Raw genomic sequence first — 13,230 nt, forward strand, 5'->3', positions numbered from 1 at the left:
CCCCGGCGGGCCCCGCGGGGGCCCCCGGCCCAGCCACAGCACCAGGCCACCGAGGGCGATGATCCACAGCCAGCTCGCCGCGACCTCCGAGTAATGCCGGCCGAACGCGCCGAGATGCAGGTTGCGGTGCAGGTCGTCCAGCCAGGTGGTGAGCGGCGTGCTGCCCCACCAGGTGGTCAGCTCGCCCTGGACCCGGCTCGTGTACGGGTCGACGTAGACGGTGCGCTGCCTGTCGCCCAGGTCGGGGACGTTCAGGACCACCCGGGTGGTCCGGTCGGGCGCGTCTCCGGTGAGCACCGAGCTGAAGGTGCCTTCGGGATGGGCGTCGAGCGCGGCGTTGATCTGCTCGGCGAGGGGCCGCGGCGCCGGGCCGGCCTGGTCGACGTAGAGCTCGTCCGCGTAGACCAGCCGGTCGAGCTGCGGGGTGATCGTGTACGCGAGACCGGTGAGCGCGGCGACCACCAGGAACGGCGCGACCAGCACCCCGGCGTAGAAGTGCAGCCGCAGCAGCAGCCGCCGCCCTCCACCGGACGTCGACACGGGCGGGTAACTCGACGTGTCGGTGGACGACGTGCCAGGGAACGAGGGGCCAGGGGACGACGGGTCGGGTACGGACGCGTCGGTGGGAGGGGTGGTCTGGTCGTCGGGGGGCAGCCCCGCCTGGTCGATCGTGGTCACAGGGGTTCTCCGAACAGGCTTGTCGAGGACATGCGGCACCGCCGCGGCGTCGCACACGGGCAGTGGCCGCGGTCGGATCCCGTGCCGCGTCAGATGCGGACGGGTGGCGACAGGCCGGATCCGGGCATCGCGAACAGGCCGTCCGGCCTGTGCGCGACGGACGGCTCTGGCGGTGCTGATCAGGCCGGAAGCAGGTTCGGTGGACCTCTGCGAACGACCAGATGAACAAGCTGGGCCAGCTGCGGGGCCCGGCGCGCCGGAGGCCGCCGCCGCGGCTCCGTGCGGGCGGGCAGCGGGCAGACCACAGCCGGACGTCGCCGGCGGCGCAGGTGGCCGACCGCCCGGCGCGCCACCACCGCGACCCCACGCGCGGCCCGCCACAGCAGTCGTTCTCCGGCGGAGAGCCACCATGCCAGCAGCAGCGCGGCGCCGACGTGCGCCAGCGCCATCCTGGGCCCGCCGGGCAGGAGGTCGATTCCCGTGGCGCCGTGAGCCGTGCTCGCGGTCCCGGTCGAGAAGCCGTGATGGGTGTTCGCCCCGGGCTCCGGCGGCACGGTCATGGCGAATGCCAGATGCAGGCCGGCCTGGACGCTGGCCACCAGACCCGCGATACGCCGCGGCGACATCCGCCGGGCGGCGTTGCCCCAGCACACGCGGGCCGCGAGGGCACCACCGCAGGCGGTCACGGGCGAGCTCGGCAGCTCACCGCAGGCCGCCACGTGCGCGAGAACGGCGAGAGCGACCGCCAACCCGGCCACCGTCGAGGCACGCACACCCCGCCCGACCGGTGTCGCCGCCCAGCTCACAAGATCAGTATCTTAGCCACAAAAGGAAACGTGACCCAGCTGATTGCCCGCACAATGCGGGCGGCGCATGACGCGGCCGTGGCGATCGCCTGCCGCCCTCGTAAAGACGCGCGCCAGGCGCAGCCTGGTCAGGCCTGGTGGCCGACTACCCGTGCCGCCGCGATGCGATAGAAGGCGGCTGCCGGCTCGTGCCGACCGAATGGTTCGAGATAATGTGCGGCGGCATCGCGCGCGGACTGATCCCGCGGACCGATCCGAGACCAGCGTCAGGCCACGTTCGGCAAGGTGGGCGGGCAGCTCGGCGGGATCGAGACCGAACCTCCGCTCAGCCGTACTGCTCGAGCACCTTACTGATCACACCGCGGGCGGACGGCGAGAAATCCCGCCAGCCGTCGCCGAGGTCGGCCGCGAACGAACGTTCGTAGCCCGTGTCACGTAGACGGATGCTGGGCAGATACGCGGAGTGGAACTGGACGGACAGTTTGAGGCCCTCGGCGGTGGCGACGGCGACGGGCCCCGCGCCGAGAGACAGGGCGTCGAACACCTGAAGTTCGGTCCGGTCGGAGTAGTGAACAAAGATGACCGCCCAGCCGGGGCCGCCCGCGAGGTCGGGAACGAACACGGGTGACTCGCTGGTGGTGCCGGCGGGGAATGACCAGGCCGACTGTTCGGTCATCGTCTCCAGGTCAATGCACACCAGGGACGACGGGATCTCCCGTGACGGCAACTGGTCCACCGGGACAACGCGATAGGGGTGATCCCGGTACATCTCGACGATCCGGGTCGCCAGCATCTCGGTGTCGCATCCCCAGTACGACTGCCACAGGTAGCGGCCGCGCTCGAGCCCCGGCCGCCGCATGTCACGGCCATAGAGAAGCGTGGCCCAGTGGCGTTCCGCGTCCAGGAAGACACGGCTGTCCCTGACCTCACCGGTTCGGCCGTCGATCACGTAGCGGCCGACCGGTGAAGCGTCCACCGGGGCGGAGACGAAGCCGTGCAGGCCCTTGGCGAGGCCGGATCCGGTTCCCCAGACGCTGTCGGCATCGGTGAGCGCGTAGTTGAGATCCCAGCCGTTCGAATGAGCGAGGTACATCGTGACGTCGTCGCCGTCCTGGCGGTAGTCGGCGAAGTGGTGGAACGACTCGCGTGGGACGCGGGCGTGGGTCACCGGCACGCTGCGGCCCCGCCGGGCGACGGTGAGGTCGCGCTTGGCCACCAGATAGATGTCGGTGAAGGGCAGATGCGGTTTGGTGCGGCCACGTCCGGCGACGGTGCCGGGCTCGGGCTGGAACCCGATCTCCGTGAAGATCACGTAGTCCTGGGTCACTGTCATCTCGTGCACGCCCTGGGTCAGGTGCGCGCCGGGCACGTGCCACGTCTCGACGTCGCCGTGCCCGTCCCAGCGCACCACCCACATGGGTCCCTCCATGTCGGAGGTGGACGAACCCCGGGGACGGAGGTTCGTGTTGCACCACCACATGCAACTGTCGTCGAGGTCCTCGACCGGGTGCGCCGCCGTCCGCACACCGGGGAACAGGGGATGCGCGACGACCTCGGGGTATTCGCTGACCCCGCCGAGAAACGTCTTGAACTCCAACGTCGCCGGGTCGAACTCGACCGGCCGCTGGCTCAGCCCGGTGAGCAGTAGCCGGTCGCCGAAGAAGTGCGGCGACACGTTCGTCAGGGACGGCCGTCCGCCGGCGGTCAGTCCCGCCAGCTCGGCCGGTGGCAACGCCCGGCTGAGGCCGCCGAGAAGAGCCAGGTCGGGCGTGACGACCCGCTTCGTCCGCCAGTGCCTGGTCTCGAGGTCCACATGGGTGAGCAGGCCCGGCCCGGCGAACATGAAGTCGACGGCGGTCGGCTGCGACGGCCCGATGACGAAGACGTTCCCGGCCAGCCCGTCGGGCCAGCGCCCGGCAGTCACCGTCAGGTCGACATTGTATTCGGCACTCGGCTCAAGGGCATGGTGAAGTGCGTGACTCATGTCGTTTCCTTCGGAGTTCGGCTCGGCGAGCTGAATTCAGAACTCGGTCGCGACCGGCGGTGCCCGGTGAGGATTTGCCAGGAGCGAGGCGCGGATCTCGGAAAGGTACTGACATGCGGGAACCGGGCCGCGTTTTGGCGGGAGCGAGGGCTGCCATGGTCAGGCCTGTTTGCCCGAGATGGAGAAACTGGGACCGCCGCCAGACGCGGGGCTTACAATGAAATGCTAGTGGAATTTCCGGGGCGATGCGGGTTGAATAATTTCAACTGATGGATCTATTGGCGTGTCCGTGTCCGTGTCCGTGTCCGTGACCGCGGTGCGGTTCGCCGTGGGATGACCTATCTGCCGAGAAAGGTGAACGCGGCCCAGTAGACGGGATGCTCGTGGGCCCGTCGGGTCTCCCAGGCATGGCGAACGGCCGGCGAGGCGTCGGTCGGCGGACCGTAGTCGGGTATGCGGAGGAGATCCGGGAACTCGCGGACCTTCTCGCCGTTCGTCGTCCGGCGCACCCAGAGCTGCGCCCGCCGCAGGGCCTCCGCCGTTTCCACTCCGTCATCCCGCCAGAGCTGGTAGAAGCGGGCCATCAGGGCGGCGCTGGCGACGTCGTCCACCGACCACTGCGTGGCCACCACGCCCGGCGATCCGGCCTGCAGCAGGCCGGTGGCGAGGCTGACGAACTCGTCCGGCAGGTCGTCACCGATGACGGCCGTCTGGCAGGCCGACAGCACGGTCAGCCGGGGGCTCATCCGGTCGAGCCCGCCGATGTCCCGCAACGTCATCGACTGGTCGCCGACGAGCAGAAGCCGGTTGCTGAGCGGATCCATCGGCTCGGCCACCCCGTGGCAGGCGAAGTGCAGCACGTCGGATCCGGACATCGCCGCGAGCACTCTCGCCCGGGTTGCCTGTCCGGCGCGCAGGACCTGGGCCTCGGGGCCGAAATGGGCCGCGACGATGTCGGTCTCGACCTGGGCACCCGGCAGCGGGTCGGCACCCGAGGAGGCCGGGTCCGCCACGGCGAGCAGCAGATCACCCGAGCGGGCCGGGCCCGGCGCGATCCGGGTGGCGGCGAGCGCGCGGACACTGGGCGCGTAGACGAGGGTGAGCCGGTCGAGCGCGTAGGTGCCCGCGCCGCCGACGGTCTCCGCCAGCCTCGCCGCGTGCAGCGGCGCGGAGCCCAGCAGGCCGCCGGGCATGAGCACGGCCCGCCGGTACGGCGCGAGCAGCCTGAGTACCGGGTCCATCACCGCCCGGCCGAGCCATCGGGACGCCTCCTCGTAAGCGTCGAGGTCGTCCTCCTCGGCGGCCTGGACGCACCGCCCTACCCACCTGCGCTGGCTGGCCAGGGTCAGCTCGGGCAGCCACACCACTTCCACGGGGGTCACCTTCGACGCGGTGACGACGAGGGCGAGGCCGCCCCGTGGCGTGGCCGCCAGGTAGACCAACGGGACCCGGTCGGCCCGCGTGACCCTCTGGACGTCGGCGAACGAGGGAGGGAGGAGGAAGGACTCGTAGCCCGGCACGGACCTGATCTCGCCCACCACCCGCCGCAGCTCCTCGCGGGCGTCACCGAGCTCGGTGGCCAGCTCGCGCAGTGGCGCCTCGGGATCCCGCAGGGTGGGATCGAACACCGGGACGTACTCCATGTCGAAGTCGGGCTCGAAGCTGCGCTCGGCCTCGGCGCCGCGGGCCGCGGCGCGCTCGTACCGCTCCCGCAGCTCGCCGTGACCGACCGCGCCCAGCCGGTCCAGGTCCACCCGCTGGCGGTCCAGGGCCTCCGAAAGCAGGACGGCCCGTCCCGCCTCGAGCACCTCGACCGCCTCCTCGGCCCGGTTGAGGCGGGCCAGCGCGAACGCCGCGCGCGCGGCCATCGACCCGGCGCGGCCCAGCCAGTCCTGCTTGTCCTCGCGCCGCGGGTAAAGAACGGAGATGGCCTGCAGGCCCGTGACCGCGTGCCCGTACGCCTCCGCCACCTCCGCGTAGTCCTGCCGCCGCCAGCCGAGATGGCCCCAGCCCTCGGCGCACGGCACCGTCGCCAGGGGACTCGCGCCCGCGTGCGAGCACACCGCGCGCGACGCCCGGTACGCCCGGGTGGCGTCCTCGGGAAGCTGGCTCGTGGACGCCTTGGCCTGCAACGCGTTGGCGAGTGTCGTCTGCACCGCCATCGCCTCCATCGACCCTTCCGGCATCAGGCGGGTGAGCTCCTCGAAGCGGTCCATCGACCGGTCCGCGGCCTCGTCGTCGCCGTCGCGCTCGGCCCGGACCGCCTCGCAGTAGGCCAGCAGCATCAGGATCGAGGACTTCGTCCGGTTCTCCACCTCTCCGGTCCGCAGCGCCGACTCCAGCACGACGCGGGCCTCGCGGAGATCGGCCGGGCGTCCGAGGCTCATGTGGCGCTGGATGAGGAAGCGGGCGAGCAGCTGCGCGGAACTGTGGACGAGGGTGAAGTCGCGCCAGTCCTGGCGTGCCTCGCGGACGAGGTCGATGGCCCGGTTCAGATCCCCGAACCGGCGGCCCCGGTAGAGGAGAAAACGCGTGAAACAGCAGATCGCGAGCATGTAGGCGTAACTCGCGCGTTGCTTGCCGGACCGGCTCGGGTCGCTCATCGCGCGGTCCTGCTCCTCGATAGCCTGATCGAGGAACTGGGCGTCCTGCGTCTGCCGAAACGAGGAGTAGTGCCGGAAGGCCTGAGGATGCCACGCCGCGGGGCTCTCCGTCAGGCCACCACTCGCCTCACCGACCGGCATGTAGTCCTGGATTCGCCGCGCGGTCCGCAGGTCGGCCGGGTCGTGGTGCCGTTCGTGCCGGTCGACGAGGCCGTCGACCAGCGCGCCGCAGGCGAAGCGGACGACTCCCTCTTTGTCTCCGCCGCTCGCTGCCGGGTCGAGCTCGTCGAAGATCTCGACCGCACGGTCCAGATCCCGTTCGCGGTTCGGGCTGAGCCGGTACCGCACGGACAGCGCGGCGATCAGTGCGCCCTGGACGATCAGCCTGGACGGCGAGCTGGCCGGAACGCCGCCGACCGCCTCCTCGAGGAGGACGACGAACTCCTCGGAGTCCTCGACGGAGGACGTGTGCCGGAAGCAGACCATGGCGGCCATGCCCAGCATGACGGCGACACCCGCCCTTATCTCGCCCAGCTGGCCCGCCAGACGGTACAGCCGCGCTCCGAGCTCTCGCGCCCGCCTGGCATCCTCCAGCCGGGTGGATGTGATCAGACAGGACATCATCTGGGCGTCGAGCATGAGCCGGCCGGGATGAGCCGTGTCGACATCCCGGCCGATTTCGTTGATCACTTCGATGGCCCGGTCGAGGTCCGCGAGATCCCGATGGCAGTGGAAGCGCGACTGCAGGGAGATGGTGAGGTTCTGGGCCGCCGCGATCCTCGCCACGAGGTCGGTCGCGGCTCCGAGCGCCCGTTCGTCCTCGGCGACCGCCTCGTCGACCTCCGCGCAGGGCACAGCCGCGGTCCGGATCACCGTCATCTGCCCGGCCATCAGCCCCGCCCTCCCGAATCCCGCTTACCACGCACTGCAGTTACCCTTTGCGGTGTCACAGCTGGTCAATTCTCTGCGCTGTTCAGGATGACGCGACGATCTGGGTGTCCGACACGGCTGTGAAGTCGAAGTCGGGGCTGCCGGGGACGGTCGCGAGGACCTGAAGGAGGATGCGTCCCGTCACCACGTCCACCGACGTTCTCTGCATTCTTGCGGTGTCCTGGAATACCTGCTCGACGGAGGTCCCGTCCTCGAAGACCCATCGCGCCCGGGAGATACGCCTGTTCTGGGTGAAGCGGTCGACGCCGGTGGCGGGGTCCTGCTTGGCGTAGCCGGGAACGAGGCCGACGGCGGCGAGCCGCACCGGTTCGGGCAGCGTGAACACGATGGCGACATCCGTGGCGTCGCCCGGCGCGCGCCAGGCGGTCGACGGGGTCCCGTCGACCATGTTCGTCGCGTCGTAGCTGATCGTCGCGCCCGCGCCGTCCAGGGCCGGGGGAGCGGTTCGGCTGGCCGAGACCGACGCCCGGGTGGTGATGTCCGTGTAGGTGCCGGTGGGGCCCGAGTAGCTCGACCGGCTGTGGTTGTCGCTCGGGCGGTTCGCGGCCACGACCGTCGCGCCGAGACCCACGATCACGAGGATCGCCAGCCCGCCCAGGGGCATGGATATCCAGAACAGGGCCTGCCGCCAGCGGCGGTACGGCTGTATCTCCACGGAGCTCACCGCCCCCGCTCCGCGGGGACGTCCGGTGTTGCCGTTCTCGTGTTCATCGAGATATCACCCCGAAAGCCGCAGGCCCTGTCGCGCGAGCGTCCAGGACGTCAGTTTCTCGATGCTGTCGTCGACCCGGCTGTCGTCAGAAATGATGGAGGTGGTGAGAAAGAACTGAACCTCGCCGAACGCGTGCCGCATGGACCGCAGCATGTTTCCCTGGTGCAGGTTTTCGTCGAGCCAGCGCACGAGGGCCTCCTCGCCGTCCTCCACGCCGTCCTCGATCAGGATCCGACTGACGAGGTCGCGTTTGCTCACGACCACGACCAGCCGGGCCTTCTTCGTCCGCACGCCCATCGCCTCGAGGTTCTGGACCGTCTGCGCGAAGACGAACTCGGGTTCGCGCCTGGCCCGGACGCCGCTGTACCGGTTCTGGTCGGCGCGGTCGAGCCGGGCCCACAGCGCGTCTACCGACAGGGGGTCGACGACGAACAGGAAGGTGCGCGCGAGGGTGAGGAACTGCAGCTCCTGCAGGCGTTCGGATTCGTTGAAGTACTCGCCGGCCGGGTCGAAGACGTGGATGAGTCGCCGGCCGCCCCGCCGCGGCTCGACGTAAAGCGAGTAGGCGCGGGGAAGCCGGATTCCGGTCTTCGCGACCTTGTCCGACCTGATGAGCTCGCGGCGGGCCTGGGCGTCCCATTTCCGGGTGTCCTCGTCGGCCAGGGTGAGGGTGGCGCCGCTGCGTCCGGCGATCGCCTCGACCGCCATCATGATGACGATCATCAGCCGGGTCTTGCCGGCGCCGGCCGCGCCGAACACCGGGAGCACCACCTCCGCGGCGGTGCCCACGCTCTCGGCCAGCGGAGCCTCGCAGTGCGCGCAGAAGGCGTTCATCCGGTGGCTGCCCAGCAGCAGCAGGGTGGGCAGGCGCTCCCCGCACGCGCAGACGCGCCGGACGACGCCGTACCTGCCCGGCCGCACGTCGTGGTGGCGGACGGTGCAGTTCCGGCACTCGTAGGACGGGTAGAAGCCGCGCCGGTAGCAGGACGGGCAGGTGATGCGCACCCCGCGGATCCACAGCAGGACGGTGTCGATGCCGCGCAGCAGGTAGATCCCGAGGAACGCCAGCAGAAAGACGGCCAGCAGCACCACGCCCTGGGCCGTCGCCACCAGCGAGATGACGGCGAGGCCCAGGATCGTCCCGGCGAACAGGCCGACCATCAGGACGACGCCCACCGGCCAGTGCCAGTCCATCGCCCCGTAGCCGAAGAAGGTGTTCTTCACCCACCGCCGGTGATTCCGGCCGAGCGCGGCCAGCCGCGGCCAGACGAGACCGTGCGCGTGCCGTAGATCGTGACGGGCCTGTCCGAACAGGTACTGCCGGTAGGCCGGTTCCTTCCCGTCCTCGGTGCGCCGCGGCGGCGGTTGTTCCGGCGTGGCGGCGGCGGGGTTCGGGCCCAGCCCCATCGCCCGGCCGAATTCCTGGAAATAGGCGACGACCAGTGCCCCGGCGACGTACAGGGCCGCGGCGCCGGCGATGAACGGCCCGGGCACGGTGAAGAAAAAGAAGGCCAGCCAGATTGCGATGATCAGCAGGATCAGTGAGCCCATCCTCGCCTCACCTCCCCGCCCGCGAGCTGTGGTTCATGGATGCGTCCCCGAATCGCAGAACTGGAGAACAGTGACGGTCGGCTAACGAGGGTTCCGTTTTTTCGCCGCAGCCTTCCCTTGGGCTTCCGTCCCAGATCTCCCGTTCTTACCGCTCTTCCCTCCGCTTCCCGAGCGTTTCTTGTCGGCGGCCTTCTGCGCGGCGGCGGCCTTCTTCTCCGCCGCGGCCTTCCGCTCGGCCCGGGCCTTCTTCTCCGCCGCCCTCCGTGGTGCGTCGGCCTCCTTCTCCAGCCGACGTCGCGTCAGGGTCCGGCGCAGCCATCCGGCGGCGTTGAGGTCCCGCCAGTTGGCGAAGTCCGTGGCCACCGCGGGATCGAGCTTCCTGATCCAGACATGCAGGGCGCGCAGGTCCTGCCAGTGCCATGTGATCAGCCTGTCCAGCAGGCGGTCCTCGATGACCGTGGCGACGACGCGGACCTTGCGGGACGGATTGCGCCGCAGGACGACCACCGCGTAGAAGAGACGGCCGGCGATGTCCGTCTGGGCACGGTCGGCCCTGAGATAGGTGTCGACGTCGAGCAGGTAGTGCTCCACGGCCTCCGCGGGGCACGACGCGAAGATCTCGGGGAGGTCCCCGGTCGGTGCCTTGTTCAGCAGGTCGGTCAGTTTGCCGAGGTGGTGTGCCCGCTGCGTCTCGGGCATCCGGTCGAGCCCGGCGGTCAGGACGGCGGCCTGGCGGCCGGGGCCGGTGGCGGCGGCCAGTCTGCGTCCGACCGTGGTCATCCGGGTGATCGTCGCGCGTGCGGGGTCACTGAGTCGGGACGCGGCTGACCTTCCCTCGAGCGCGCGGCAGAGGGCTTCGAGGTCCTCGAGATGGTCGCCGTCCGCTGCGGCCGTCGCCGGCCACTCGCGGGTGAGGACGGCGTTCAGCCAGGCCACGGTGGCGGGAGCATTCAGGCTGGCGTCGTCGAGCACCTCAAGCGCGCGCAGTGCCTCGCCCGGCGTCCAGCTTCCGTGCGGCCAGATGCGCCGCAACAGGTCCGCGTCCACGGCCGGTGTGCCCGTCGATTCCGGACCGCTTGCCCGCAGCACCGCGATCTCCGCCAGCAGGTCGATCCGCAGCCGCGGGTCGCGGCGGGACGCGGCGATCAGCCGGGCTTCGTGCAGAGCCGGGGCAGCGCGCGTGTCGTCGTCGTCCAGCGCCTCACCGAGGCCGTGCGTGAGCGCCTCGACGAGACGGTCCGGCTCGCGGGCCGCGACCGCGGCGAGGTGATGCACCACCCCCGCCCGCAGCTGGGGCCAGCCACGTGCCAGCCGTGCCGTCGCCTCGGTCGGCTCGGCCAGCAGCCGGGGGCCGACGACGCGTTCTCCGGCCGTCCGTAGCAGGGCGCTGTCCAGGTCGAGCCGCTCCCGGGCAGCCAGGAGGAGTAGATCGACCGCCACCTCGGCGGTGCATCTGCGCAGGGCCCGCGTGCAGCGGTCGGTGGCGTGGGCGCGACCGGCAGGCGACCTGAGCGGCACCGCGTCGGCGCCGCCGGCACCCTTGACGGGCTCGTGCGCCAGCAGCCCGTCCACCTCGATGTCCACCGCGAGCTTCTCGATCTCGGTGGCCAGCGGCGCGGCGCCGGCCTCCGCCGCGGCCGCCGCGAGGGCGGTGAGTGCGGCGCCGGTGCCGGGCGGCCGGCTCCCGGCGAGGACCCCCAGAGCCCCGACGCCGATCAGTTCGATGGTTCGCGCGTCCAGCGAGGGTGCCTGGCGGCCCAGCCAGCGCGCGGCGGTCGCGGCGGCGGCGGTCACCGCCGGCCCGGCGCCGGAGGCATGGTGACCGTGCCGGAACAGCGCCGCGGCCAGCAGCGGATGCCACTCTCCCGAGCGGCCGGGCAGGCCGCCGCCGAGCTCGGCCGCGGCGGCCCACAGCTCGGCCGCGTTCTCCACGCCGGTCTCGGCCAGCAGGGCGGCCCACGGCTCGACCGGCACCTGGCTGCTCCGGTTGGCCGGCATGTCGAACTGGAGGAAGCTCGCGAACGCGCCGTCACCGCGGTCGACGTCGGCGTCGGGCACCGTCGCGACCAGGTGCAGGTCGCTGTAGGCGGGCCGGTGGTGGTAGGTGGCGAAGGACATCCGGCGGGCCAGCGCCGGCGGCAGCAGGTAGGAGACGGCGCCGATCCAGTTCGCGGCGGCCCCGCTGTCCCGCTCGATCAGCACGATCGTTCGCCGTTCGCCGGTGATCACCCTGGCCGCCGCGGACACCAGGGCGGGCAGTGCGGCGCGGCCGGGATGCGTACGCAGGAAGGCGGCGACGTGCCGACGGTCGAGCCTTCCCCGTGGCGGCGGCCCGGCCAGCTCCGGCAGTTCGGCGCCGTCGGTCCTCGGGCTGGCCGTCCAGATCGGGGCGCCCCACAGCTCGATGGGCAACGCCTCCCCGAGATCGGCGGCGACGTCCTCGCTGACCAACGCGTGCGCGAAGTAGTTCCCGAACCGGTTCGAGTAGTCCGTGCCCACGAAGACGACGTTCGCCAGCACGCCGGTGTCCTCCGCCGGCTCGAAGCAGAGATTCACCGGGCAGGCCGCGAGCGCCGCGGCATCCGCGTTGTAGGGCAGCGAGCCCGGCGGGTCGTAGGCGGTGAAGGACTCGACCCGCCGCATCACCTCCGGCGCGACCCCGCGGCTCGCCGCATTGAACTGGAATCCGGGGTATCCCGAAAGGCCGACCTCGCACGACGTGTAGTACAGCTGCTTCAACACCATCTCGGCCTCTTCCGCCGTCAGCCTTTTGTCCTGGGAATGGCGCCGAATTCGCTCAGCAGCCAGAGGAACGGGTCGGCCACCCGGTAGGGCTGGACCACCCCGGTCGCCACCCGCCGGTCGGCGGTGGGGGCGGCCCCCAGTGCCGACAGCCCGAAATACCGGTAGCGCGAGTAGTTGTGGCGCAGGGTCTGGTCGATGGACGACCCCTCCCACTCGTCGAGCAGCGCGCGCACGTGGTCGTGGACGTCCCTGCTGTCCGCCGCGTCGAAGCGCGAGCCGACCGGCTGCGACCGCCGCAGCGGGCTCTCCTCGGGCAGACCGCGCGTGAGCGCGTCCATCTTCGAGAACGCCACGGCGATCGGGGTGCCGATCAGCTGGGAGGGCTTCGTCCCCAACGCCCGCTGCAGCAGTTCGGTGATGCGGCCCAGGACGCTCACCGGGCTGTCCAGGCCCTGTTCGTGCGGGCGTGGGGCGTCCGGGTCCGCCTGGCCCCGGGCACCGCGCATCGTCAGTGGGTCGAGCAGCAGGATGATGCCGGCGGCGCTGGCGAGGTAGCGCACGTTCTGTTCGACGCTGTCCGCCGAGTTCAGATCCTCGCCGGCGGTGTCGAAGAAGGACAGCACGGTCCGCTCCTGACGCGGGCGGCCCAGGCCGCGCCCGCGCGCTGTGAAGGTGAACACCAGCGGCCGGCGTGACATCGGTGTCGTCGAGCGCTGTGTGGGGGCGGCCAGCTGGTGGTTGTCGTAGAGCGGGGCCTCGTACCGCTTGCGGAAGCTGTCCCGGGTCTCGTCATCCGCGCCCAGCACCGACGCGTCGAACCGGACTCCGACCGAGTGCATCAGCTCGTGCAGCAGGACGGTCATGAAAACGGTCTTGCCGCTCTCCTTCGCACCGACCAGCGCGATGAGCCGATTCTCGATCTTTCCGAAGTGCACCGGAAGTTGACTGTGGCACTCCGGGCACAACCGGTAGTTCGTGTCGGCTCGACAGTCCGAATGGACGGCGGACAGCTTCCGGCCGTCCGCCGAGAACGCCGGCGGAAGCTGGCCGGTGAATCCCATCCGTTTCGCCAGGCGTTCATCCCGCTGACTGGAGCAGGACTTTCCGGTGGGGCCTGGCCGCCCGGAGCACCGGAACCAGATCTCCCGTTCCCCGAACTGCTGGTAGCAGTACGGGCAGACCAGCTTTCTGCTCATCGGG

Annotated in this window: 8 protein-coding genes; all 8 read right to left on the reverse strand. The window is 70.9% G+C overall.

Annotated features, from left to right (window positions below):
• Nucleotides 1–678 (reverse strand): PepSY-associated TM helix domain-containing protein (locus AC559T_RS31290; protein ID WP_498871000.1); only part of this gene is annotated, 678 nt, incomplete at its 3' end.
• A 179-nt stretch (nt 679–857) separates the two neighbouring features.
• Nucleotides 858–1,484 (reverse strand): hypothetical protein, encoded by a 627-nt coding sequence (locus tag AC559T_RS31295; RefSeq protein ID WP_131626072.1) that lies wholly within the window; start codon nt 1,482–1,484, stop codon nt 858–860.
• Between the two features lie 325 nt (nt 1,485–1,809).
• Nucleotides 1,810–3,468: a carotenoid oxygenase family protein gene (locus AC559T_RS31300; protein WP_112106038.1), complete on the reverse strand. Its 1,659-nt coding sequence runs from the start codon at nt 3,466–3,468 to the stop codon at nt 1,810–1,812.
• Nucleotides 3,469–3,806: 338 nt separating this feature from the next.
• Nucleotides 3,807–6,950, reverse strand: coding sequence for a CHAT domain-containing protein (locus tag AC559T_RS31305; RefSeq protein ID WP_498871001.1), 3,144 nt, complete (start codon nt 6,948–6,950; stop codon nt 3,807–3,809).
• A gap of 94 nt (nt 6,951–7,044) precedes the next feature.
• Nucleotides 7,045–7,686, reverse strand: a complete 642-nt coding sequence (locus AC559T_RS31310; RefSeq protein ID WP_071065124.1) for an NADase-type glycan-binding domain-containing protein — start codon at nt 7,684–7,686, stop codon at nt 7,045–7,047.
• 54 nt (nt 7,687–7,740) lie between these two features.
• The gene (locus tag AC559T_RS31315) at nt 7,741–9,285 is read right to left on the reverse strand and encodes a TRAFAC clade GTPase domain-containing protein (protein ID WP_131626075.1); all 1,545 of its coding nucleotides are present in this window, start codon (nt 9,283–9,285) and stop codon (nt 7,741–7,743) included.
• Between the two features lie 81 nt (nt 9,286–9,366).
• Complete coding sequence (locus tag AC559T_RS31320; RefSeq protein ID WP_498871002.1) at nt 9,367–12,030, reverse strand: GTPase-associated protein 1-related protein; 2,664 nt, start codon at nt 12,028–12,030, stop codon at nt 9,367–9,369.
• A gap of 17 nt (nt 12,031–12,047) precedes the next feature.
• Nucleotides 12,048–13,226, reverse strand: coding sequence for a TRAFAC clade GTPase domain-containing protein (locus AC559T_RS31325; protein WP_112106034.1), 1,179 nt, complete (start codon nt 13,224–13,226; stop codon nt 12,048–12,050).
• Nucleotides 13,227–13,230: the final 4 nt, after the last annotated feature.

The sequence above is a fragment of the Frankia sp. Hr75.2 genome, assembly GCF_949319125.1.
GTDB classification, from domain to species: Bacteria; Actinomycetota; Actinomycetes; order Frankiales; family Frankiaceae; genus Parafrankia; species Parafrankia soli.